19 protein-coding genes are annotated in these 22285 nt (G+C 65.3%); 14 read left to right on the top strand and 5 right to left on the bottom strand.

Annotated elements, in window-relative coordinates; translation table 11 throughout:
* Window positions 1–33 precede the first annotated feature (33 nt).
* Window positions 34–1275 (top strand): dipeptidase, encoded by a 1242-nt coding sequence (locus tag WCL10_RS06295; RefSeq protein ID WP_336894782.1) that lies wholly within the window; start codon window positions 34–36, stop codon window positions 1273–1275.
* On the opposite strand, the gene WCL10_RS06290 is transcribed toward WCL10_RS06295, so the two are convergent.
* Window positions 1272–2756, bottom strand: a complete 1485-nt coding sequence (locus WCL10_RS06290) for an exopolyphosphatase (RefSeq protein ID WP_336894781.1) — start codon at window positions 2754–2756, stop codon at window positions 1272–1274. The genes WCL10_RS06295 and WCL10_RS06290 overlap by 4 nt on opposite strands.
* The gene (locus WCL10_RS06285; protein WP_336894780.1) at window positions 2753–4951 is read right to left on the bottom strand and encodes an RNA degradosome polyphosphate kinase; all 2199 of its coding nucleotides are present in this window, start codon (window positions 4949–4951) and stop codon (window positions 2753–2755) included. The genes WCL10_RS06290 and WCL10_RS06285 overlap by 4 nt, the downstream gene beginning before the upstream one ends.
* 421 nt (window positions 4952–5372) lie before the next feature.
* Between WCL10_RS06285 and WCL10_RS06280 the strand changes: the two genes are divergently transcribed.
* The 6 genes from WCL10_RS06280 to WCL10_RS06255 all read left to right on the top strand — a co-directional run bounded on the left by WCL10_RS06280 (window position 5373) and on the right by WCL10_RS06255 (window position 11843).
* Window positions 5373–6413, top strand: coding sequence for a sulfate ABC transporter substrate-binding protein (locus tag WCL10_RS06280; protein WP_336894779.1), 1041 nt, complete (start codon window positions 5373–5375; stop codon window positions 6411–6413).
* 12 nt (window positions 6414–6425) lie between these two features.
* Entirely contained in the window at window positions 6426–7277 is an 852-nt protein-coding gene (cysT, locus tag WCL10_RS06275; protein ID WP_336894778.1) for a sulfate ABC transporter permease subunit CysT, read from the top strand.
* Entirely contained in the window at window positions 7274–8113 is an 840-nt protein-coding gene (gene cysW / locus WCL10_RS06270; RefSeq protein WP_336894777.1) for a sulfate ABC transporter permease subunit CysW, read from the top strand. Before cysT ends, cysW begins: the two co-directional genes overlap by 4 nt.
* Window positions 8110–9102 (top strand): sulfate/molybdate ABC transporter ATP-binding protein, encoded by a 993-nt coding sequence (locus WCL10_RS06265; RefSeq protein WP_336894776.1) that lies wholly within the window; start codon window positions 8110–8112, stop codon window positions 9100–9102. Before cysW ends, WCL10_RS06265 begins: the two co-directional genes overlap by 4 nt.
* Window positions 9099–9269 carry a YezD family protein gene (locus WCL10_RS06260; protein WP_336894775.1) on the top strand — a complete coding sequence of 57 codons (171 nt, stop codon included), beginning with the start codon at window positions 9099–9101 and terminating at the stop codon, window positions 9267–9269. Before WCL10_RS06265 ends, WCL10_RS06260 begins: the two co-directional genes overlap by 4 nt.
* A 90-nt stretch (window positions 9270–9359) precedes the next feature.
* Window positions 9360–11843, top strand: coding sequence for a TonB-dependent receptor (locus WCL10_RS06255; RefSeq protein ID WP_336894774.1), 2484 nt, complete (start codon window positions 9360–9362; stop codon window positions 11841–11843).
* Window positions 11844–12123: 280 nt separating this feature from the next.
* Here the strand turns inward: WCL10_RS06255 and WCL10_RS06250 are convergent, their stop codons facing one another.
* Genes WCL10_RS06250 through WCL10_RS06240 form a run of 3 tightly spaced genes read right to left on the bottom strand, consistent with a single transcriptional unit; the run spans window position 12124 to window position 15610 of the window.
* Entirely contained in the window at window positions 12124–12960 is an 837-nt protein-coding gene (locus WCL10_RS06250) for an AIM24 family protein (protein WP_336894773.1), read from the bottom strand.
* 50 nt (window positions 12961–13010) lie between these two features.
* Window positions 13011–15074 (bottom strand): bifunctional diguanylate cyclase/phosphodiesterase, encoded by a 2064-nt coding sequence (locus WCL10_RS06245; RefSeq protein WP_336894772.1) that lies wholly within the window; start codon window positions 15072–15074, stop codon window positions 13011–13013.
* Entirely contained in the window at window positions 15071–15610 is a 540-nt protein-coding gene (locus WCL10_RS06240) for a heme NO-binding domain-containing protein (RefSeq protein ID WP_336894771.1), read from the bottom strand. The genes WCL10_RS06245 and WCL10_RS06240 overlap by 4 nt, the downstream gene beginning before the upstream one ends.
* A gap of 270 nt (window positions 15611–15880) precedes the next feature.
* Between WCL10_RS06240 and ahpC the strand changes: the two genes are divergently transcribed.
* The 7 genes from ahpC (at window position 15881) to WCL10_RS06205 (ending at window position 22277) form a co-directional block, all read left to right on the top strand.
* On the top strand, window positions 15881–16444 hold the full coding sequence (gene ahpC, locus WCL10_RS06235; protein WP_336894770.1) for an alkyl hydroperoxide reductase subunit C: 564 nt from the start codon (window positions 15881–15883) through the stop codon (window positions 16442–16444).
* 174 nt (window positions 16445–16618) lie between these two features.
* Window positions 16619–18175, top strand: coding sequence for an alkyl hydroperoxide reductase subunit F (ahpF, locus tag WCL10_RS06230; RefSeq protein ID WP_336894769.1), 1557 nt, complete (start codon window positions 16619–16621; stop codon window positions 18173–18175).
* Between the two features lie 230 nt (window positions 18176–18405).
* Window positions 18406–18870, top strand: a complete 465-nt coding sequence (locus WCL10_RS06225) for a MarR family transcriptional regulator (protein ID WP_336894768.1) — start codon at window positions 18406–18408, stop codon at window positions 18868–18870.
* Between the two features lie 85 nt (window positions 18871–18955).
* Window positions 18956–19360 (top strand): cytochrome c family protein, encoded by a 405-nt coding sequence (locus WCL10_RS06220; RefSeq protein ID WP_336894767.1) that lies wholly within the window; start codon window positions 18956–18958, stop codon window positions 19358–19360.
* A gap of 215 nt (window positions 19361–19575) precedes the next feature.
* Complete coding sequence (locus tag WCL10_RS06215) at window positions 19576–20871, top strand: sugar MFS transporter (RefSeq protein ID WP_336894766.1); 1296 nt, start codon at window positions 19576–19578, stop codon at window positions 20869–20871.
* A gap of 56 nt (window positions 20872–20927) precedes the next feature.
* Window positions 20928–21371 (top strand): Rrf2 family transcriptional regulator, encoded by a 444-nt coding sequence (locus WCL10_RS06210; protein ID WP_336894765.1) that lies wholly within the window; start codon window positions 20928–20930, stop codon window positions 21369–21371.
* A gap of 99 nt (window positions 21372–21470) precedes the next feature.
* Window positions 21471–22277, top strand: a complete 807-nt coding sequence (locus WCL10_RS06205) for an outer membrane protein assembly factor BamD (RefSeq protein ID WP_336894764.1) — start codon at window positions 21471–21473, stop codon at window positions 22275–22277.
* Window positions 22278–22285 lie beyond the last annotated feature (8 nt).

The following is a 22285-nucleotide window of genomic DNA, read 5'->3' as shown; positions in this document are numbered from 1 at the left end:
GACATTCGCTGCGGACCGGCGATGCTGGGGTCCATGAACAAAACCCGCTTCATGCTTGCCGCCGCTGCTGCTGCGCTTCTCGCCGCCGGCCCCGCCACCAGCGCCCCCCCGCGCGGCGCTCCCGCCGATCCCGCGGCGGCGCTGCACATGCGCCTGCTCACGCTCGATACGCACCTTGATACACCGGCCTCGCTTGCGCTGCCCGGCTGGTCGATTACCGATGCTCACACCGTCACCGGCGATTTCACTCAGGTCGATCTGCCGCGCATGAAGAAGGGCGGGTTTGATGGCGGGTTCTGGGCGATCTACACGGCGCAGGGTCCGCTCGATCCCGAATCCACACGAAAGGCCCGCGATTTTGCCTTGATGCGCGGCGTCGCCGTCCGCGAGATGGTTGCGGCTCACCCCGAAAGCTTCGCGCTTGCCAGCAAGGCCGCCGATGCCGCCGCGATCAAGGCAAGCGGCAAGCGCGTGGTCTATCTCTCGATCGAAAACGCCTGGCCCTTGGGCGATGATCCCACGTTGCTGCGCAGTTTCTACGCGATGGGCGTGCGCATTTCCGGTTTCGCGCATTTTCGCACCAACCAGTTCGCCGACAGTTCGACCGACAAGGCCAAGTGGGACGGCCTCAGCCCGCTCGGCGTCCAGCTGCTGGCCGAGATGAACCGGCTCGGCGTAGTCCCCGATCTCTCGCACAGTTCGGACCGTGCGCTCGACGATGTGCTGCGCCTGTCGAAGGCGCCGATCGTTCTCACCCACTCGGGCTGCAAGGCGGTGTTCGATCATCCGCGCAATATCGACGATGCGCATCTGAAAGCGCTCGCGGCCGCCGGCGGGGTCATCCAGATCAACTCTGTCTATGTCAAAGGCCTCAAGCAGAGCCCGGAGCGCGAGGCCGCGCTCAAGGCGCTTGAAGAGAAGTACCCGGAGGCTAGGGCGCTCAGTGGTGCCGAACGGCAAGCCTTTCTCGCCGAGCGCCATGCCATCGATGCAAAGTATCCCGAATTGCGCGCCACATTCGACGATGTGATGGCAAACCTGCTCCACGCGATCCAGGTCGCGGGCATCGATCACGTCGGTATCGGGCTTGATTGGGACGGCGGCGGCGGGGTTGTCGGCCTCGAGGATGTTGCCGATCTTCCCCGCATCACCAGGGCGCTGCTCGCGGCGGGCTATACCGAGGCGGATGTCGCGAAGATCTGGTCGGGCAATGTCCTGCGCGTCCTCGCCGCCGCCGAGGCCGAGGCCGCGCGCGAGGCGAGCCCCGGCGCCTAGCGGACTTCCGCTTTCAGCCCGAGGTGCGCCGCCAGCGCCTTGAGATCGCGCTCCACGCCCTCGTTCACCAGCACCGCGATCTGCGGCTGGACTTGCAGCACGAGCGCGCTGCCCTCGACGCGCAGCGTGCTCCCGCTGACCCCTGCCGCTGTGCTGCCGCTGAAGCGCCGGCACAGCCTTGTGGCAAGGCCCCAGGCCTGCGCCTCACGCAGCTGTTCGGGCGCGGCGAGCAGGGCGAGTTCGGCGGGCAGATCGCTCCGCCCGGTATTGGCGATCATCGCGGCCGCCAGCATCGCGCGTTCGGCCGGGTTCGCTCCGATCCAACGCTTGCGCAGCGCCCAGTCGCGCGCGAGATCGCCGCGCAGGTTGGGCTCGACCATCGCAGTTGCAAGGCACAGCATCGTCGCCGCCAGCCGCAGCCGTTCCGCGCCGGGCGCTGTTTCGGGGAGGCGTGCAGAAGCGGTCCAGCCCGCAACCATCGCAGCAGTGCCAGCCGGAATGCCGTATTCGCTGGTGAACGCGGCGGCGCCGGCCACCAGCGGGTCCTGCAGTCGCACGCCGGGCGCCATGCGGTCCCAGAGCAAGCCCTCGCGCAGGCCCCACGAGGAAAACACGAGACGTCCCGGCTGGAGTGACCGGATCAACACTGCGAGCAATGCCGCGGTATCGGGCAGCGCAGCAAGGCGCGAGCTCGATATGCCGGACGTCGTTGTCAGCGCTTCGGGCTTGCGGCGTGCGAGCGCCTTGGCAATCGCCTGCGCGGCGGCAGCGTCGATCTCGAAGCCGTGGGGATCGTCGATCGGCCATGCCGAAACGCTCATCGCATGGCGGGCAAAGGCGCGCAGCGAACCGCCGACAAGATAGAGCGTCGCGCCGGGCGCAGCTTGCCATTCGGCGCGCCTGAGTGCCTTGGCCACGCTTTGCCCGAAGGCGCGTTCGCCCGCGGCGCGCAGGCCCGGCAGGCGCAGCGTGCCCAGCGGCAGCGAAATGCCATGGCGGCAGCCTGCGGCATCGACATCGACCAGTTCAAGGCTCCCGCCGCCCAGATCGCCGACCACTCCGTCGGCCGCCGGAAAGGCACCGATCACGCCGTGTGCGCTGGTCACCGCCTCCTCCTCGCCGGTCAGCAGGCGAGGCGAGAGGCCCAGCGCCCGGATCTGCTCGAGGAACCCCGCACCATTCTCCGCATCGCGCACCGCTGCGGTAGCGACAACGTCGACCTCGCGGATACCCTTGAGATCGAGCAACGTGCGATAGCGCGCCAGGCTGGCCAGCGCCGCGCCGGCCGCGCGCGCGCCGAGCTTGCCGTTCTCGGCCACGCCCTTGCCGAGGCGCGCGGTGATTTTCTCGTTGTGCAGCACATCGGGCGCCCGCGCCGGCCCGCCGTAGATGACCAGCCGCACGGTGTTCGAGCCGATGTCGATGATCGCCCGGGTGGGGATATAGGCGGACGTGCGGGTTATGCGGGTCATCTGGTTCATGCTGGAGGCAATCCGCCGCGTCGCAGCGCGAGCTTGGGAACCTTGCTGCCCTTGGTAAGCGCGGCGCCGCGCCCGGACAGCGAGGGGTTGGTCATGAAGTAGCGGTGCACATTGAACGGGCGCGTGCCCGGCTCGGCGCGGTGATAGGTCCCGTCCGGCTCCAGCAGCCAGCTCTGCTCGGTATCGAGCAGGTTGGCGAGCATGACCTGATCGAGCACCTGGTCGTGCACGGTCGGGTTCTTGATCGGCACGAGCACCTCGACGCGCCGGTCCAGATTGCGGGTCATGCCGTCAGCCGAGGAAATGAACACCTTGGCGCGGCGGTTGGGCAGCGGCGCGCCGTTGCCGAAGGCCCAGATGCGGCTATGCTCGAGAAACCGGCCGATCACCGACTTGACGCGGATCCGCTCCGAAAGCCCCGGCACGCCGGGCCTGAGGCAGCAGATGCCGCGGATCACAAGATTGATCTCCACCCCGGCAGCGCTGGCGGCATAGAGCCGGCTGATCAGTTGGCTGTCGGTCAGCGAATTGAGCTTGGCCCAGATCGCGGCCGGTTTCCCCGCTTCGGCGAGCGCGATCTCGCGGTCGATGCACTCATAGAGTTTCCGGCGCACGCCGATCGGCGCGATTGCGAGCATCTCGGTGGTCTTGGGCTCGATATAGCCGGTGATGAAGTTGAACAGCAGGCCCGCATCGCGCCCGAACTTGGGATCGGCGGTGAAGAAACTGAGGTCGGTGTAGATGCGCGCGGTAACCGGGTGGTAGTTGCCCGTACCGAAGTGGCAGTAGGTGCGGTAGCCATCGCCCTCGCGCCGCACGACCATCGAGACCTTGGCATGGGTCTTCCAGTCGACGAAGCCGTAGATCACCTGAACTCCGGCGCGTTCGAGCTGGCTTGCCCAGTGGAGGTTCTGCTCCTCATCGAAGCGCGCCTTCAATTCGACAACCGCCGTCACCGATTTGCCCGCCTCGGCCGCCGCGATCAGTGCGGCGATCACCGCTGATTGCTTGCCGGCGCGGTACAACGTCTGCTTGATCGCCACCACATCGGGATCGGATGCTGCCTGCCGCAGGAAATCCACCACCACGTCGAAGCTTTCGAACGGGTGGTGGATGACAAGGTCCTTGGTGCGGATCGCGGCAAAGCAGTCGCCGTCATGTTCGCGCACGCGCTCGGGATAGCGGGGGATATAGGGCTCGAACTTGAGCTCCGGCCGGTCGGTATCGACGATTGCCGAAAGCCCGTTCATCGCGAGCAGGCCGCCTGCCTTGATCACCGTGGCATGGTCGAGCCTGAGCTTTTCCCGCAGCAGCTGCTCGGCTTCGGGATCGAAGTTTTCCTGAACTTGCAGCAGGATCACCTTGCCGCGCCGCCGCCGCTGGATCGCGGTGCGGAAATAGCGCACGAGGTCTTCGGCGTCTTCCTCCACCTCGATGTCGCTGTCACGCAGCACGCGAAAGGTGCCGTGGCCCTGGATGCGAAAGCCCGGGAAGAGTTTGCCCGCGCCGCGCAGGATCAGCTCCTCGATGCTGATCCAGCTGGCAGGATCACCCGGCAGGCGCACGAAGCGGGGCAGGGCGGGCGGCACGAGGATCATCTCGGTCACCGGCTCGCCATCGGCCAGCCGCACGAGCGTGAAGAGAATGCCGGTGCCCTGATTGTTGATGAACGGGAAGGGGTGCGCGGGATCGATCGCCTGCGGGGTCAATGCCGGGAACACGTGCTGTTCGAAGTAATGGGCCAACCAGTCGGCTTGCGCCTTGTCCAGCTTGCGGTCGCCGACGATGCGGATACCGGCAGCGTCGAGCAGACCGGTGAGGTCGGCAAGGATCGCCTGCTGCGCGCGCACCAGTTCCTCGACGCCGAGATAGGCCGCCTGCAACTGCTGCGCCGGGGTGAGCCCGTCGATCGAAAGCTCGTCGATCCCCTGACGCACCTGTGCGGCGAGCCCCGCCACGCGCACCATCATGAACTCGTCGAGATTGCTGCCCGAGATCGAGAGGAAGCGCAGCCGCTCCAGCACCGGGTAGTTGGGGTTCTGCGCCTCGGCCAGCACGCGGCGGTTGAACGCGAGCCAGCTCAGCTCGCGATTGAAGAAGCGGTAGGCCGGGGCGGGCGGGGTTTCAGTCGGCGGCTTCGAGCCTTGCACCGCGTCGCTGGCCGAAGGGGCTGCGTTTGCCTGCAGATCATCCATGTTCGTGTCCCCCGCATGACCTTGCCTGATGGCGAAGGCTGATGGCGCGGCATGGTGGCCGATTGCTACGGAGCGGTGACATGATGCCTTGCGCATAGCACGAGGCGGGGCCCGGTGCACAAGGGGCGCCTGCCGGTTTTGCCCCGCCGGTTTTCCAGCGCGCGGCGGGGATCATCACCGCAAGGGGCGGATAATCTCTACTCATCTTAGCGACATTTTGCCTCGCTTCGGCGCGGGAGTATTCTCTACTGTATGAGTTGAGATAAGCTTCGAGGCAGGGGCGGTTTTTCCGATTCGAAAGGCTGGGGCAATCCGGTCCGAATGGTGGCATAGCTTCGCTTGGCCTCTGCGAAGCAGAACTGTAATGTCTATCTGATCTATTGAGTTTAAGGACGACCCTATGCCAACGGGAGTACACCGCATGATCAGGCCAGTTCGGACCAACCCGCTTTCCGGCGGAGCCCTGCTCGCCGGTTCGCTCGCCCTCGGCCTGCTGCTTTCGGCCTGCTCGGGCAGCGGGAAGCCGGGCGCGACCGAGCTGACCAATGTTTCCTATGATCCGACGCGCGAGCTCTATCAGGCGATCAATCCGGCCTTCGCGGCCTATTGGAAGCAGAAGACTGGCAAGGACGTCACCTTCCGCATGAGCCACGGCGGTTCGGGCAAGCAGAGCCGCGCGATCATCGACGGCCTCGATGCCGATGTCGCGACGCTTGGCCTTGCCTATGACATCGACGCCATCGCGGCCAAGGGCAAGCTGCTCCCCGCCGACTGGCAGAAGGCGCTGCCCGACAACAGCGCGCCCTACACCTCGACAATCGTGTTCCTCGTCCGCAAGGGCAATCCCAAGGGCATCAAGGACTGGGGCGACCTGATCAAGCCCGGCGTGGAAGTCATCACCGCCAATCCCAAGACCGGCGGCGGCGCGCGCTGGAACTTCCTCGCCGCCTGGGCCTGGGGCCGCAAGGCCGGCGGTTCGGACGCGGCGGCAGAAGTCTATGTAAAGCAGCTCTTCGCGCATGTCCCGGTGCTTGACAGCGGCGCGCGCGGTTCGACCACAACGTTCGTCGAGCGCGGCATTGGCGACGTGCTGATCTCATGGGAGAACGAAGCGTTCCTCGCCGAGAAGAAGCTTGGGGCTGGCAAGTTCGAGATCGTCGCGCCCTCGCTCTCGATCCTTGCCGAACCGCCGGTTGCAGTGATCTCTGCGAACGCGAAGAAGCATGGCACCAGCGAAGTCGCCGAGGCATACCTTCGCTATCTCTATACGCCCGAGGCGCAGACCGCGATCGCGCACAATTTCTACCGCCCGCGCGATCCCGCCATCGCGCAGCAGTTCAAGGCGCAGTTCCCCGATATCCCGATGGTCACCATCGACAAGGATTTCGGCGGTTGGGCCAAGGCGCAGAAGACCTTCTTCGACGATGGCGGCGTCTTCGACCGCATCACCGCGAAGAAGTAAGGCGCCCACACCATGACCCGTCCCGACCCGCGCCCCGCGCGCTGGAGGCAGCCTTCGGTCCTGCCCGGCTTCGGCCTCAGCTTCGGCTTTGCGCTCGCCTGGCTGACGCTGATCGTGCTGATTCCGCTCGCCACGATTTTCCTGCGGGCAGCGGGCCTGGGCTGGCACGAATTTCTCGCGGTCGGCTTCTCGCCGCGCGCCATGGCTGCCTATCGCCTCAGTTTCGGGACCGCGGCGATGGCAGGCCTGGTCAACGCCGTCTTCGGCCTGCTCGTCGCCTGGGTGCTTGTGCGGTATACATTCCCCGGCAAGCAGGTCGTCAGCGCGCTCGTCGATTTGCCGTTCGCACTGCCAACTGCGGTTGCCGGCATCGCGCTCACCGCGCTCTATGCGCCAGAGGGCTGGATCGGCCAGTATCTTGAACCGCTCGGCATCAAAGTGGCCTTCACGTCGATCGGCATCACCATCGCGCTGGTCTTCATCGGCCTGCCCTTTGTCGTCCGCTCGGTCGAGCCGGTGCTCGCCGACCTTGGCCGCGAAGTGGAGGAAGCCGCCGCCACTCTCGGTGCCACGCGCTGGCAGACTTTCACCCGTGTGATCTTCCCCGCTATCGGGCCCGCGCTCCTGACCGGCTTCGCGCTCGCGTTTGCGCGCGGGGTGGGGGAGTACGGCTCCGTCATCTTCATCTCGGGCAACATGCCCGGGCGCACCGAGATCGCACCGCTGCTCATCGTCACCCAGCTTGAGCAGTACGCCTATGCCGGCGCCACAGCGATCGCCACGGTGATGATGCTCGCCTCCTTTGCAGTTCTGCTGCTGATCAACACGGTCCAGGCCATGAGCCGCAGGAGGATGGGCGCATGAGTGCGGGCACACCCACCAGCGAAGGCCCGCTCGCCCGCGCGCTGCTCATCGGCGCTGCGCTGCTGTTCCTTGGCTTCTTCCTGCTGCTGCCGCTGCTGGCGGTGTTCAGCGAGGCACTGAAGCAGGGCGCGGGGCCGTTCCTCGATGCGCTCCACACCTCCGACGCGCTTGCCGCGATCCGGCTGACGCTGATCATTGCCGCGATCGCCGTGCCGCTCAACATGGTCTTCGGCATTGCCGCCAGCTGGGCGATCACCAAGTTCCAGTTCCCCGGCAAGGCGCTGCTGATCACGCTGATCGATCTGCCGTTCTCGGTCTCGCCGGTCGTCTCGGGCCTGATCTTCGTGCTGCTGTTCGGCGCCAACGGCCTGTTTGGTGCGTGGCTGGCAGAACATGACCTCAAGATCATCTTCGCGGTGCCCGGCATCGTGCTGGCGACTGTGTTCATAACTTTCCCCTTCGTCGCGCGCGAGCTCATCCCGCTCATGCTCGAACAGGGCAAGGACGACGAGGAAGCCGCAATCTCGCTCGGCGCTTCGGGCTGGCAGACCTTCTGGCATGTCACTCTGCCCAACATCCGCTGGGGCCTGCTCTACGGCGTCCTGCTGTGCAACGCGCGGGCCATGGGCGAATTCGGCGCGGTCTCGGTCGTTTCGGGGCACATCCGGGGCGAGACCAACACGATGCCGCTCCATGTCGAGATTCTCTACAACGAGTACGATTTCGTCGGCGCCTTTGCGGTCGCCTCGCTACTTGCGCTGCTCGCACTGGTGACGCTTGTCGCCAAGACGGTGCTCGAGTGGCGCTTCGGCCTCCATGCGGGAGCAAGTCATTGATCAGCGTTCGCGGCATCACCAAGCGCTTCGGCACTTATGCAGCGCTCCACGGTATCGACCTCGATATCGAGCCGGGCGAATTCATCGCGCTGCTCGGCCCCTCGGGTTCGGGCAAGACGACCTTGCTGCGCATCATCGCCGGGCTTGAATTCCAGGATGGCGGCGAAGTCCTGTTCAATGGCGAGGACGTTTCGCGCCTTCCGGTCGCGGCCCGCCATGTCGGGTTCGTGTTCCAGCACTATGCGCTGTTCCGCCACATGACCGTGGCCGACAACGTCGCCTTTGGCCTCAACGTGCGCCGCGGCAGGAACCGCCTGACGAAGGCGGCGATCGGGGCCCGCGCGGAGGAACTCCTCCGCCTCGTCCAGCTTGAAGGGTTGGGCAGCCGCTATCCGGGCCAGCTTTCGGGCGGCCAGCGGCAGCGCGTCGCACTTGCCCGCGCGCTCGCGATCGAGCCGCAGTTGCTGCTGCTCGACGAGCCCTTCGGCGCGCTCGATGCCAAGGTGCGCAAGGACCTGCGGCGCTGGCTGCGCGATCTGCACAAGGCAATGGGCCTTACATCGATATTCGTGACGCACGATCAGGAAGAGGCGCTCGAGCTTGCCGACCGCGTCGTGGTCATGAACCAGGGCCGGATCGAGCAGATCGGCCCTCCCGACGCGGTCTACATGAACCCGGAGACCCCGTTCGTTTCGCACTTCGTGGGCGAGACCAACCGGATTGCCGGACCCGGCGGCGAGATCCATTTTCGCCCGCACGAGATCACGCTTGCGCCCGATGGCAGCGAGGCCCTGATGGTCGACAACGTGTTCCGCAAGGGCGCGGTCTGGCGGGTCGAGGGCCTGCTCGAGGCCAGTGGCCAGTTTGTCGAGCTCGATCTCACGAGCGCGGCAGACGCCCCGCGCCTGGGCGAGACGATCCGTTTCAACCCGCACCGCGCCCGCATTTTCAACCCAGATGGAGCACAGTCCGAAGGAGACCAGACATGACCACACCGCCCGCGTCGCCTGACGCGGAACGCCACCTCGAGGAAAGCCTCGCCAGCGTGCGCGAAGCCCTGACGGGCCTGCGCTTTGGTACCGTTGCACTCACCGTGCACGAGGGCCGCGTCGTCCAGATCGACGTGACCGAGAAGAAGCGCCTCAAGCCAAGCTGATTTTCTACTCACCCACATACTCTCTCCAAGACAATCACACAGCCCACCGGACCACCGGAGGCATCGTGAGACCCAGACAAAGGATCGACGATGACTTTGCGTGTTCTCCTCCTCGCGGGGGCGGCTCTGCTGCCGCTTGCCGCGTCTCCCGCGCTTGCCGCGCCCACTCCCGAAACCCCTGCCGCCGAGGCACCTGCTGACCAATCGACTTCGGTCGGCACCGGTCAGAGCGACAACGACACCATCGTGGTCACCGCGCGCCGCCGCGCCGAAACCGCGCAGGACGTGCCGCTCGCCATCTCGGTTGTCGGCGGCGATCACATCGACGCGACCGGTGCGTTCAACGTCGGCCGCCTCCAGCAGCTTACCCCCACGCTGCAGTTCTATTCGTCCAACCCGCGCAACACCTCGGTGAACATCCGCGGTATCGGCGCGCCGTTGGGGCTCACCAACGACGGCATCGAACAGGGCGTCGGCATCTATGTCGACGACGTGTTCTTTGCGCGCGTCGCCTCCTCCACGTTCGATTTCCTCGACGTGAAGCAGATCGAAGTCCTCCGCGGGCCGCAGGGCACGCTTTACGGCAAGAACACCACCGCGGGCGCGATCAACATCACGACGCGCCAGCCCAGCTTCACGCCCGAAGGCCGCTTCGAGATCAGCGCCGGCAACCTCGGTTTCATGCAGGCCAAGGCCGCAGTCTCGGGCCCGATTTCCGATACGCTCGCGGTGCGTCTTGCGGCTTCGCTCACCCGGCGCGACGGCACGATCTTCAACGTCACGACGAACAAGTGGGTCAACACGCAGGAGAACCTTGGTCTGCGCGGCCAGCTGCTGTGGAAGCCGTCGAGCACGTTCGAGGTCACTCTGGCGGGTGATTTCAGCCACCAGAACCCGCTCTGCTGCACGCAGGTCTATGTCCGCACCGGCGCCACCCAGCGCCCGCTTGCCCGGCAATATGCCGCACTGACCGCCGCGCTTGGCTATGCGGTGCCCAGCACCGATCCGTTCGACCGGCTGACCGATGTCGATACTCCGCTGCGCGCGCGCAACCAGGTCGGCGGCGTCTCGCTCAGGGCCAAGCTCGATACCGGGATCGGCTCGATCACCTCGGTCACCGCCTGGCGCTACTGGTCGTGGGATCCCTCGAACGACCGCGACTTTCTTGGCCTGCCGATCACGGCAAAGTCGCAAAACCCCTCGCACCAGGACCAGTACTCGCAGGAACTGCGCCTGTCGGGCGAGAAGGGCCGCATCAGCTACGTGCTGGGCGCATTCGGCTTCTACCAGAAGATCCAGACCAACGGCGTGCAGCAACAGGGTGCAGCGGCGAGCCGGTTCCTGATCAACCCGACGAACCCGCTGTCGAATGATCCCACCGTGCTCGACGGGCTCACCGCCAACAACGACATCTCCTTCAAGAACACCAGCGCGGCGATCTTCGGCAAGCTTACGTGGAAGCTGGCGGACACGTTCTCGCTCCAGCCCGGCTTCCGCCTCAACTACGACAAGAAGGAAGGCGACTACAATTCGGTCGTGACCGACGGTACGGGCAAGCTGGTGCGCTTCAAGACCGCTGCCGAAGGCGGCAACAGCGGCCGTGAACGCGCACAGCTCGCTGTCCTGTCCCCACAATCGTTCCTCGCCACTTTCAGCGACTGGAACTTCTCGGGCGACGTGACCCTCTCGTGGGATCCGGTGCGCGATGTGCACTTCTACGCGACCTACGCCAAGAGCTTCAAGACCGGCGGCATCAACCTCAACGGCGTGCCCGCCGATCCCGCTGGCGTACCGCTGCTCGAGCTCGCGACGATCAAGCCGGAATCGGTCAATCACTATGAAGTAGGCATCAAGACCCAGTTCCTCGATCGCCGGGCGACCTTCAACATCGCCGCCTTCCGCACCGATATTGCCGATTATCAGGCGCAGGTCTCCAACTTCACCGTTGGCGCGATCCGCGGCTATCTTGCCAATGCGGAGAAGGCCCGTTCGCAGGGCTTCGAGTTCGATGCTTCGTTCCGTCCCAGCGAGCGCTTCAATATCTACGGCAGCGGCGCCTATACCGATGCCAAGTTCGTGAAGTTCACCAATGCACCTTGCCCGCCCGAGCTTTCCGGCGGCAGCCAACCGGTCGATGCGAACGGCAACCTGACGAGCCCGCCGAGCGCGCCGGGCACTCCCGGCGGCGTCAGCCCGCTTGCCTGCGACATTTCGGGCTCGCGCCTGCCGGGCGTGTCGAAGTGGTCGTTCTCCTATGGTTTTGAAGGCAATGTGCCGGTCAAGGCCTTCGGCACCGAGGGCCAGGTCTACCTCGGTTTCGACGGCAACTATCGCTCGGACTGGTCGTCCAACGCCAGCCCCTCGGCCTATACCAATGTCGATGGCTATGCCCTGTCGAACTTCCGGCTCGGCTTCCGCACCGAAAAGGGCATCGACGTCTACGGTTGGGTCCGCAACGCCTTTGACGTGCAGTACTTCGACCAGCTCGCTGTCGCCTCGGGCAACACCGGGCTCATCGTCGGCAACCTCGGCGATCCGCGCACGTTCGGCGGCACGGTGAAGTTGACGTTCTGAGACGGGCGGGGAGGGCCGGTGCATGAACCGGCCCTCCCGCCGATCCGGATCAAGCCCACAGATCGCGGACGTGCTTGCCCGAGGGCGGCAGATCCTCGAAGCTCTCCAGCCCGTCGAAAGGATCGATCGCCAGATCGGTGACAGTTTCCGGCTCGGCCATGCGAAGGTTCACCGCAAGTCTTCGGCGCCCCTCTTCGTCCCGCTCACGCTGCCACACGACGCACCCGCAGTCCCCGCAGAAGTGAAATTCGCTGGTTCTGCATGGGTGGTGCGCATCGGCTCAATTGTTCCCCTGAATGAAGTCCCCCAGCACGCCAAGAGCCGAGCCTTCACCCCGGTTCTGCCCGCCGCCCGGCATGGCCGCAGCCAGCATCCGGCCTGCAAGGCGCGCGAAGGGCAGCGACTGGATCCAGACCTTGCCCGGCCCCGTCAGCCGCGCAAAGAACAGGCCTTCGCCGCCGAAAAGCACGCTTTTCACGCCCCCCGCGCCGATCAGATCGAACGTGACGCCCGGCGTATAGGCGGCAAGGCACCCGGTATCGACATGGAGTTCCTCACCGGGCGCAAGGGTGCGCTCTGTGAGCGTGCCACCCATCTGCACAAAGACCCAGCCATCGCCTTCCAGCTTCTGCATGATGAAGCCTTCACCGCCGAACAGCCCGGTCATGATCCGGCGCTGGAACGCAATGCCGATGCTGACACCGCGCGCGGCGCACAGGAAGCTGTCCTTCTGGCAGATCAGCGTGCCGCCAAGGTCCGAAAGCTTCAGGGGCAGGATCACGCCGGGTGTGGGAGAGGCAAACGCCACGCGCGCCTTGCCGGTGCCGTGATGGGTGAAGACCGTGGTGAACAGGCTCTCGCCGGTGATCAGGCGCTTGCCGGCACCGAGCAGCTTGCCCATGAAGCCGCTTCCCTGATCGGCGCTGCCATCGCCGAACACGGTGGTCATCTCGATCGAGCCGTCCTTCCACACGAAAGCGCCGGCCTCGGCCACCGCGCTTTCACCGGGGTCGAGCTCGATCTCGACGAATTGCAGCTCTTGCCCCTTGATCTCGAAGTCGATGTCGTCGGCAATGCTTGCGCTGCGGGTGTGGCTCCAGGGGCTGCGTGTTGCCATGGCGAAGGGCTCCTTGATGGGGACGGTCGGTATGTCCCCATCATAACCGATCAGCCGGATGACGCAGCAGGGATTTGCGCCAAGGCGGCGACAGGATCCGCAAGCCCGGCAAGCGCAAAGGCGCTGGCCTCGTCCAGCGGGCGGCCAAGGTGGAAGCCCTGACCGAACTCGCAGCCCATCTCGTGCAGCGAGGCGCCCTGTTCCGGGGTCTCGATCCCCTCGGCCACAACCGAAAGGTTGAGGTTGCTGGCAAGATCGAGGATCGCGCGGATGATCTTGCGGCTCTTGGGCTCGTCCATCGAGGCGATGAACGAGCGGTCGATCTTGAGCGTATCGAAAGGCAGGTTCTGGAGATAGCTTAGCGAGGAATAGCCCGTCCCGAAGTCGTCGAGGCTGGTTTTCACGCCCCAGCCGCGCACTTTCTCCAGCACTGCGCGGGTCTGGTCGGGGTCGATGATCGCCACGCCCTCGGTCACTTCCAGCCGCACGCACTCGGGCGACACGCCGGTCTCGAGCAGCACGCGCTGGACATGGGCGGAGAAGGTCGGCTGCAGGAACTGCTGCGGGGCAATATTGATGCTGATATAGGGCAGCTCGCATGGCGGTATGCCTTCGCTTGCAAGTCTGGCGTGGAGCCGGGCCATGGCACTGCAGGCCTGGCGCAGCACCCAGTCGCCGATGAACACGATAAGTCCGCCCGCTTCGGCCGCGGGAATGAACCGCCCGGGCTCGACAAGGCCGCGCGTGGGATGGTTCCAGCGGATCAGCGCCTCGTATCCGCGCAGGCGTCCCGTCTTGTGCGGCTCGGCGTCCAGCGCAAAGATCGGCTGGTAATAGAGCGTGAACTGCGCCTCGCGGATCGCGTCCCGCAGCTCGTTCTCCAGCGCCATGCGATTGCGCCGCTCTATCCCCAGCGCCTCGCTGAATGTCACGACCCCGCCATGCCCGCCCGACTTGGCCTCGTACATCGCAAGGTCGGCGTCCTGTCGCAGTTGCTCGACGGTGCAGTAACCCGGCCCGCTGTGGGCGATGCCGATCGAAAGGCCGACGTTGACGTGGTCCTCGCCCACATGGATTGCGGGCCTCAGCGCTTCGATCAGCGCACAGGCCAGCGCCATCGCAACATCCGGGCTCGGCAGTGCATCGAGCACGATCACGAACTCGTCGCCGCCCACACGCGCCAGCGTGGCGCGCCAGCCCGGCTGGTCCTTCCGGCGCCTTGCGCCGGTGCGCGCGGCAATTACGGCATCGAAGCGCCGCGCCGTTTCGATCAGCACGGTATCCCCGGCGTGGTGGCCATACTTGTCGTTGATCGCCTTGAACCCGTCGAGATCGATGACCAGCACAGCGAGCCCGGTGCGGCACTCCGGCAGGCGGCCGAATGCGGTGCGCGAGCGCTCGTCGAGCAATGTGCGGTTGGGCAGCCCGGTCATGGCATCATGCAGGGCATCGTGCATCAGCGCCGCGCGCGCCCGCTCGCGCTCGATTACCCGCGCCAGCTGCGTTGCGGCCTGCGTCACGGTGAGCAGGATCGCGTCCTTGTCGATCAGCGCGGTGCGGGCGAGGAACTCCAGCACGCCGACGATTTCCTCGCCGATCAGCACCGGGAATGCGCAGGCCGACCGGATCGCGCAGCTCGCCGCCTCGACCCGGTGGCAATAGGTTGTCGCCAGCTCCGCTTCATCCAGCCAATGCGGATGGCGGTCGCGCAGTACGCGCCCGGGCAGGCCATCGCCTTCTACAAAACGCGCCCCGCGCACCGCCTCGGTCAGCGGAAAAAGGCGCGCCGGCTCGGCGGCATGCCAGGCGTGGCAGACAAGTGCTTGGCCGTCCTCGGCCACCCGCCAGGCCGCGCCGAACGTCCAGTTCATGTGCTCGCAGATTTCCTTGAGCATGTCGCCGATCGCTTCGCCGAAATTATCCGAGCGATTCGCGCAATCGGTGATCCGCTGCAACAGCGCCAGCCGCACCTGGCTCTCGTAGAGCTCGCGAAGGCCCCGCTCGGCTATCGCCTCGGCTTGCAGACGTCCCTTGCGCTCGCGCTGGACAAGCCGCTGGAGCCGCTCGATGACCGCGTCCTGATCGGTGGGAAGCGGAATCGCTTCCAGTTTCATTGCGCCCATCCCAGCGCGATGCGGCATACCGGATGACCATCGAGCATGCACGAAAGGTGCTCGATCTCCACCTTGTCGCCAAAATGGTCCGCCGCGCCCTCGATGAACCCTTGCGCAAGGCGGCACATGCGCCGCGGCGATTGGTAGGTAAGCCCCGTGCGTCCGTCTTCGAGGTCGTGGAAATGGAAATGCGGGCAGCCCGCGCCGGCATAGAGCTTTCGCACCTCGGGGTGGATGATGTCGTTGACACTGGCGACAAACGTCTGCGCGCAATGGTGGGGCGTGAAGAACATCTCGTAGCGTTTGTGCAGCAGCGGGATGGCGCTGCGTCCGAACCAGCGCAGCACCTCGCCCGGCGGCAGTACAAGGACTGTGGAGGCGGCCTCGACCAGCGCAACGACTTCACCGTCGGGATAGCTTCCCAGCGAGGTGTAGGCGCCATCGAGCCGGGCCAATTCCAGCATGCTGTCCCAGGCCGCCATACCGTGCGCGCAGATCACGGCATCCTCGAGCAGGTTGAATACGACACCTTTCATTGCTCGGCCCACCTTCAGCGCTGCACGCACCGGGACTTTGCCTTGGTGCGATGCGCAAACGGTGAAGCGGGCAATCGGGCCAAATGCCTACAGGCGGCAGAGCGCCTGCTAACCATGATCCAACCGGCGCCGCGTCCTCGCTCATTGATCGACCCAGTCAATCAATCTGGGCAGGATTGATCATTAGCGCCCGCCAGCGACTCGCGCTAAAGGCGCTCCTGCCATTCAGGCGGATCATCCCGGTTCGCCAGCACAAGGAAACGAGACGCCATGTCCCTGATCAGCACCCCGATCAAGCCCTTCGCCAATACAGCTTACAAGGAAGGCAAGTTCATCGACATCACCGAGGCCGATATCGCCGGCAAGTGGGCGGTGTTCTTCTTCTACCCGGCCGACTTCACCTTTGTCTGCCCGACCGAGCTTGAAGACCTGCAGGACAACTACGCCGAGCTGCAGGGCATGGGCGTCGAGGTGTTCGGCGTCTCGACCGACACGCACTTCAGCCACAAGGCCTGGGCGGACAGCTCGCCGGCCATCGGCAAGATCACCTATTACCTCGTCGGTGACCAGAACCACACGCTGACCAATGCCTTCGACAACCTGCGCCCCGGCGTCGGCCTCGCCGATCGCGGCACGTTCGTGGTCGATCCGGACGGTATCATCCAGCTCATCGAGATCACTCCCGAGGGCGTGGGCCGCAACGCTGCCGAGCTCGTCCGCAAGATCAAGGCCGCCAAGTACTGGCGTGAGCACCCCGGCCAGGTCTGCCCGGCGAAGTGGGAAGAAGGCGGCGAGACGCTTGCCCCCTCGATCGACCTCGTCGGCAAGATCTGATTGCACTTGCGCGAGCGGGCCGGCGCCCTTCAGCCGGCCCCTCGCACTCCGCCGGGCGGCGGCCTTTCCCTCCCCTTCGCCGCCGTCCGGCCCCTCTCTTTTCGCTGACCGCTGTCCCCCGCGCCGGTGATCCCACCGTGTGCGTCTCTTCGACCGCCTCAAGGAACCCGGCCCATGCCGCTGCTCGATCCCGCCACCTCCGCCCAGCTCAAGGCCTATCTTGGCAACTTGCGCCGCCCGATCGAGCTCGTTGCCAGCCTGGGTGAGGGCGGCAAGAGTGCCGACATGCGCAGCCTGGTCGAAGAAGTCGCCGCGCAGTCCGACAAGGTCAGTGTCCGCTTCGACGGTACCGACGCGCGCCGCCCCAGCTTCGCCATCGCTGCCACGGGCGAGGCACCCCGCGTCACCTTCGCCGGCTTGCCGCTCGGCCACGAGTTTACCTCGCTGATCCTCGCGCTGCTCCATGTCGGCGGCCATCCGCCCAAGGAAGACGCCGATCTCCTCGAAACCGTGCGCGGCCTCGAAGGCCCGCTGCACTTCGAGACGTTCTTCTCGCTCACCTGCCAGAACTGCCCCGATGTCGTGCAAGCGCTCAACATCATGGCGGCGCTCAATCCTGCCGTCACCCACGTTGCCATCGACGGCGCACTGTTTCAGGACGAGGTCGAGCGCCGCAAGATCATGGCCGTGCCGCAGGTGTTCCTCAATGGCGAGCCGTTCGGGCAGGGCCGCATGGACCTCGCGCAGATCGTCGCCAAACTGGATACCGGCGCGGTGGCCCGCGCCGCTGAGAAGATCGCCGCCAAGGATCCGTTCGACGTGCTCATTGTCGGCGGCGGCCCTGCCGGGGCGGCGGCGGCGATCTATGCCGCGCGCAAGGGGATCCGCACCGGCGTCGTCACCGAACGCTTCGGCGGACAGGTGCTTGATACGATGGGGATCGAAAACTTCATCTCGGTCCAGCACACCGAGGGCCCGCGCCTCGTCGCGCAGCTCGAACAGCACGTCAAAGACTACGACGTCGACGTGATGAACCTGCAGAAGGCCGTCGGTCTAAAGCCCGCGAACGGCGACGGCCTCGCCACGGTAGAGCTCGAAAGCGGCGCCAGCCTGCGCGCCAAGACGGTCATCCTCTCCACCGGCGCACGCTGGCGGCAGATCGGCGTCCCGGGCGAGGAGGAATACCGCAACAAGGGCGTGGCCTATTGTCCGCATTGCGACGGCCCGCTCTACAAGGGCAAGCGCACTGCCGTGATCGGCGGCGGCAACTCGGGTGTAGAGGCCGCGATCGACCTCGCCGGGATCGTCGCGCATGTCACGCTGATCGAGTTCGACAGCGAACTGCGCGCCGATGCGGTGCTGCAGACCAAGCTGCGCAGCCTGCCCAATGTCTCAGTGATCACCTCGGCGCTCACCACCGAAGTGAAGGGCGACGGAGAGAAAGTCACCGGCCTCGTCTACCGCGACCGCAAGACCGATGCGGCTCATGAGGTGGCGCTCGAAGGCATCTTCGTGCAGATCGGCCTCGTCCCCAATACCGAATGGCTGCACGGTGCGCTCGCGATGACCAATCGCGGCGAAATCGAAATCGACAGCCACCTTGCGACCAGCCTTCCCGGCGTCTTCGCGGCAGGTGATGTCACCACGGTGCCCTACAAGCAGATCGTGATCGCGATGGGTGAAGGGTCGAAGGCCGCGCTCTCCGCCTTCGACTACCTGATCCGCCACTGACGCCTGAAGGCCCTCCCGCCCATCGCGCGCTTGTCGAAGGGGGGAGGGCCGACGGCCAAGCCGCTGCGAACCGGGCTCTCTTCACGCGATCGTCGCTGCACTGCGACAAAAGTTTTGCGTCTGCGCGCTACTGCACTTAAGATTAGCTTATCCTTGCCGTGCTTACCTGTCTGGGCACCGGCCAAAAGTCGCAATTGCTGAAGAAAGGCCCACCTTTGACCACCGAGACCATGACCCGGCAAGCCGTTACCCCGGGCCTCGACCTCGATGGCATTGACCAGGTCCTCGGGCTCCATATCGGCACGGCCAATTCGCTGTTTCTGTCGCGGCTCGAACGCCAGCTTGAATCCTTCAAGGTCACGCCCAAGCAGGTCGCGATCCTCTGGCTGGTCAATGCCAATCCGGGGGTCAAGCAGTCGGATCTCTCGCGCTTCTTCAAGATCGAGCGGCCTACGGTGCACCAGTTCGTGCGCCAGCTCACCATGAACGGCCACCTCGTCTCAGAGCCTTCCAAGCTCGACCGCCGCGCCGGCGGGCTGTGGATCACCGAAACCGGCACCGCGACGCTCACCGCGGCGCGCGAGATCATCTTCACCGACGAGGCCGAGTTGCTCGCCCCGCTCACGCCGGAAGAGCGCACCGAGCTCTACCGGCTCGTGATCAAACTCTATCTTTCGGCGCCGGCCCGGTCCTGAACCTTTCTGGCGGTGGAACAGCGCATTAAGCTCGGATACAGGCCCGCCGGTGCATAGCCGTGCCGGTTAGACAGGGGAGTTACTCATGAAGTTTTCGAAGACACGCTTTGGTTTGGTGGCGCTTGGTGCAGCCGCGCTCGCCGCGCTCACGGCGGCAGGCGCCGCGCAGGCAGCCGGCACAGCGGGCGACGCCGGCCGGGGCAAGACTGTCTTCGCGCGCTGCGCGGCCTGCCATGATCTCAACACCGGCGCGATCCGCATGGGGCCCAGCCTCAAGGGTGTGGTCGGCCGCAAGGCGGGCACTTTCGCGAACTTCAGCTATTCCGCCGGCATGAAGGGCAAGGGTGTGGTTTGGGGTGCGGATACGCTCGATGCATTCCTCACCGCACCGATGAAATATGTGCCCGGCACGCGCATGGCCTTCCCGGGCCTCTCGAACGCGCAGGACCGCGCCGACGTCATCGCCTACCTGAAGGTGGCTGCGAAGTAAGACGATACTGATAACGTTCACTTTTTGACCCCGCTTCGACCAAGTCGGAGCGGGGTTTATCGTATGAAGTGTCGGAAATCGCGCGATCTTCCCGGGAATTTGTCCACCACGGCGATACGTATGCGCCGCATATGCATGTGGACTTTCCCGTGCGCCTTGGCACAACGGCAGGCGGAGAGGCCGGGGGGTGACCGGCTCATGGGAGAGACCGCGTCATGGCCATGGCCCCGACTGCATCCGCTGGTTCCGCTGCAACCGACAACGGCAATATCGATGCGCCCGAACTGCGCATCTTCGTCATGGCGCTGTTCTTTCTCTTCGGCGGTATCACTTCGCTCAACGACGTGATCATCCCGAAGTTGAAGGATCTTTTCACGCTCAACTACACCCAGGCGATGCTGGTGCAGTTCTGCTTTTTCACCGCCTATTTCGTGGTCGGCGTGCCCGGTGCGGCGCTGGTCAAGCGGATCGGCTACATGCGCGGCGCGGCGGTCGGGCTGCTCACCATGATGGCGGGCTGCCTGCTCTTCATTCCCGCCTCCCAGAGCGCGCTCTACGTCCTGTTCCTGTTCGCGCTGTTCATTCTCGCCAGCGGCGTCGTTCTCGTGCAGGTCGTCTCGAACCCGCTGATAACGCTGCTTGGGCCCGCACGCACGGCGAGCAGCCGGCTGACGTTCGCGCAGGCGTTCAACTCGCTGGGCACCGTGCTGTTCCCGCTGATCGGTGCCAGTGTCATTCTCGGCAAGATCAAGGACGTGAAGGTCGACCAGCTCGCTGGCCCCGCGCTCGATGCCTACCGCGTCACCGAGAGCAGGCTCGTGGTCAACACCTATATCGGCCTTGCCATCAGCCTTGCGCTCGTGGCTGCCGTGGTGTGGATGAACCGCCATCGCCTCAAGGGCGAAAAGCACGAGGAAAGCTCGCTTGGCGCCAGCCTCGCGCTGCTCTCGCGCCCGCGCTTTGGTTTCGGCGCGCTGTGCATCTTCCTGTATGTCGGCGCCGAAGTCTCGATCGGCTCCGTGATCGTCAACTACCTTGCTTTGCCCTCGGTCATGGGCCTCGATCACGAGGCGGCGGGCGGCGAGATCTGGAAGTATTGGTTCGGCGCCATGGTCGGACGCTTCATCGGCTCGGCCCTGCTGCGCGTGGTGAGCCCGGGCAAGACGCTGGCGGGCTGCGCGGCGGGTGCGATCGCACTGCTGGCAATCTCGACGCACACCACCGGGCTGGTTTCCGCCTACAGCCTGCTCGCGATCGGGCTCATGAACTCGATCATGTTCCCGACGATCTTCACGCTCGCCTGCGAGGGGCTCGGTTCGCGCGCCGCCGATGGTTCGGGCATCATCAACGTCGCCATTTTCGGCGGGGCGGTGGTGCCGCTCGCTACCGGCGCGCTGGCAGACGCGACGGGCAGTCTCACTACCGCGCTCGTGCTGCCGGCGCTGTGCTACGCCGTGATCGTCGCATTCGGCGTCTATGCCCTGCGTCCCGTGGCACCACTTGAAGGGTAGGGGGATAATTCTACTCCCGGCGTTGACAATTGGCCTGCCCTTGCCAAATCTGGGGCATGCTATCGCAGAAGACGCGCTACACGATCCGCGCCCTCCAGCACTTGTCCGATACGTTCGGGCAGGGACCCGTGCGGCTTGACACGATTGCCGAAGCGCAAAATATCCCGCGCAAGTTCCTGACCGTGATCCTCTCCGAAATGGCGCGGGAAGGGATTGTCGTCTCACACCGCGGCCGCGAAGGGGGTTATGAACTGGCGCTCCCGCCGGTCGATGTGCGCTACGGCGACATCATCCGCCTGACGCGCGGCAGCCTTGCGCTCACCCCCTGCGCCAGCCGCAACGCGCACGAGACCTGCAACAACTGCCTGCCGGAGGCCGAATGCCGCCTGCGCGGTCTCATGCTCCAGTTGCGCGATGAAATGGCCGCGATGCTCGACCGGATCACGCTCGCCGATCCGATCACGCTCGAGCCTCCGTTCGAGGAGCAGGCGGTCGAGTAGGTCGGGGCGCCAGGCATCGTCAACATCGCTTGGCAACAGGTCCGGCAAAAGCGCGCAACTTCACTTGGCGTTCATGCCCCTGCTGGCTATAGCACCGGCATGATCGCCAAAGCCTCCGGCCGCAACCCGCTGCGCCTCGTATTTCTCGCCGCCGCCATTGCCGCGCTCGGCCTCACCGCCGGTTGCGCCGGCACGAAGGCCAAGAAGGATGTTGCCTACGTCGCCCGCGACGTCGACACCCTCTATGCTGCCGCCAAGGACCGGCTTGATCGCGGCGATGCCAAGCAGGCCGCCGCGCTGTTCGACGAGGTCGAGCGCCAGCACCCCTATTCACCATGGGCCCGCCGCGCCCAGCTGATGAGCGCGTTCAGCTATTACGCCGCGCGTGATTACGCGAAGTCGGTCCAGTCGGCGCAGCGCTTCCTTTCGATCCATCCTGGCAACAAGGACGCGCCTTACGCCTATTATCTCGTCTCTCTCTGCTACTACGAGCAGATCAGCGACGTGACGCGCGATCAGAAGATCACGCAGCAGGCGCTTACCGCGCTGACCGAAGTGACGCGCCGCTATCCCAACACGAGCTATGCAACCGACGCGAGGCTCAAGCTCGATCTCGTCAACGATCACCTTGCCGGCAAGGAAATGGAGATCGGCCGCTTTTATCAGCGCAGCGGCAAATGGCTCGCGGGCACCTTGCGCTTCCGTTCGGTGGTCGAAAAGTACCAGCAGACCAGCCACACGCCCGAGGCGCTTTACCGGCTTGTCGAGAGCTATCTGGTTCTCGGCCTCCCCGAACAGGCGCAGAAGGCTGCAGCCGTGCTCGGGACCAACTATCCCGGCAACGAGTGGTATGAGCGCGCTTTCAAGCTGATGAACGACAAGGCTCCTGGCACAATCGCCAGCTGAAGCCCGGT

The organism is Novosphingobium sp. (assembly GCF_037133355.1).
Lineage (GTDB): Bacteria > Pseudomonadota > Alphaproteobacteria > Sphingomonadales > Sphingomonadaceae > Novosphingobium.
Note: the sequence above shows the minus strand (reverse complement) of the source record. Positions and strands in the feature narration are given on the sequence as shown.

What these genes read in the sequence shown, in the direction of transcription:
- WCL10_RS06295 (WP_336894782.1), top strand. Translation starts at nt 34, where the DNA reads ATGAACAAAACCCGCTTCATGCTTGCCGCCGCTGCTGCTGCGCTTCTC.
- WCL10_RS06290 (WP_336894781.1), bottom strand. Translation starts at nt 2,756, where the DNA reads ATGAACCAGATGACCCGCATAACCCGCACGTCCGCCTATATCCCCACC.
- WCL10_RS06285 (WP_336894780.1), bottom strand. Translation starts at nt 4,951, where the DNA reads ATGGATGATCTGCAGGCAAACGCAGCCCCTTCGGCCAGCGACGCGGTG.
- WCL10_RS06280 (WP_336894779.1), top strand. Translation starts at nt 5,373, where the DNA reads ATGATCAGGCCAGTTCGGACCAACCCGCTTTCCGGCGGAGCCCTGCTC.
- cysT (WP_336894778.1), top strand. Translation starts at nt 6,426, where the DNA reads ATGACCCGTCCCGACCCGCGCCCCGCGCGCTGGAGGCAGCCTTCGGTC.
- cysW (WP_336894777.1), top strand. Translation starts at nt 7,274, where the DNA reads ATGAGTGCGGGCACACCCACCAGCGAAGGCCCGCTCGCCCGCGCGCTG.
- WCL10_RS06260 (WP_336894775.1), top strand. Translation starts at nt 9,099, where the DNA reads ATGACCACACCGCCCGCGTCGCCTGACGCGGAACGCCACCTCGAGGAA.
- WCL10_RS06255 (WP_336894774.1), top strand. Translation starts at nt 9,360, where the DNA reads ATGACTTTGCGTGTTCTCCTCCTCGCGGGGGCGGCTCTGCTGCCGCTT.
- WCL10_RS06250 (WP_336894773.1), bottom strand. Translation starts at nt 12,960, where the DNA reads ATGGCAACACGCAGCCCCTGGAGCCACACCCGCAGCGCAAGCATTGCC.
- WCL10_RS06245 (WP_336894772.1), bottom strand. Translation starts at nt 15,074, where the DNA reads ATGAAACTGGAAGCGATTCCGCTTCCCACCGATCAGGACGCGGTCATC.
- WCL10_RS06240 (WP_336894771.1), bottom strand. Translation starts at nt 15,610, where the DNA reads ATGAAAGGTGTCGTATTCAACCTGCTCGAGGATGCCGTGATCTGCGCG.
- ahpC (WP_336894770.1), top strand. Translation starts at nt 15,881, where the DNA reads ATGTCCCTGATCAGCACCCCGATCAAGCCCTTCGCCAATACAGCTTAC.
- ahpF (WP_336894769.1), top strand. Translation starts at nt 16,619, where the DNA reads ATGCCGCTGCTCGATCCCGCCACCTCCGCCCAGCTCAAGGCCTATCTT.
- WCL10_RS06225 (WP_336894768.1), top strand. Translation starts at nt 18,406, where the DNA reads ATGACCCGGCAAGCCGTTACCCCGGGCCTCGACCTCGATGGCATTGAC.
- WCL10_RS06220 (WP_336894767.1), top strand. Translation starts at nt 18,956, where the DNA reads ATGAAGTTTTCGAAGACACGCTTTGGTTTGGTGGCGCTTGGTGCAGCC.
- WCL10_RS06215 (WP_336894766.1), top strand. Translation starts at nt 19,576, where the DNA reads ATGGCCATGGCCCCGACTGCATCCGCTGGTTCCGCTGCAACCGACAAC.
- WCL10_RS06210 (WP_336894765.1), top strand. Translation starts at nt 20,928, where the DNA reads ATGCTATCGCAGAAGACGCGCTACACGATCCGCGCCCTCCAGCACTTG.
- WCL10_RS06205 (WP_336894764.1), top strand. Translation starts at nt 21,471, where the DNA reads ATGATCGCCAAAGCCTCCGGCCGCAACCCGCTGCGCCTCGTATTTCTC.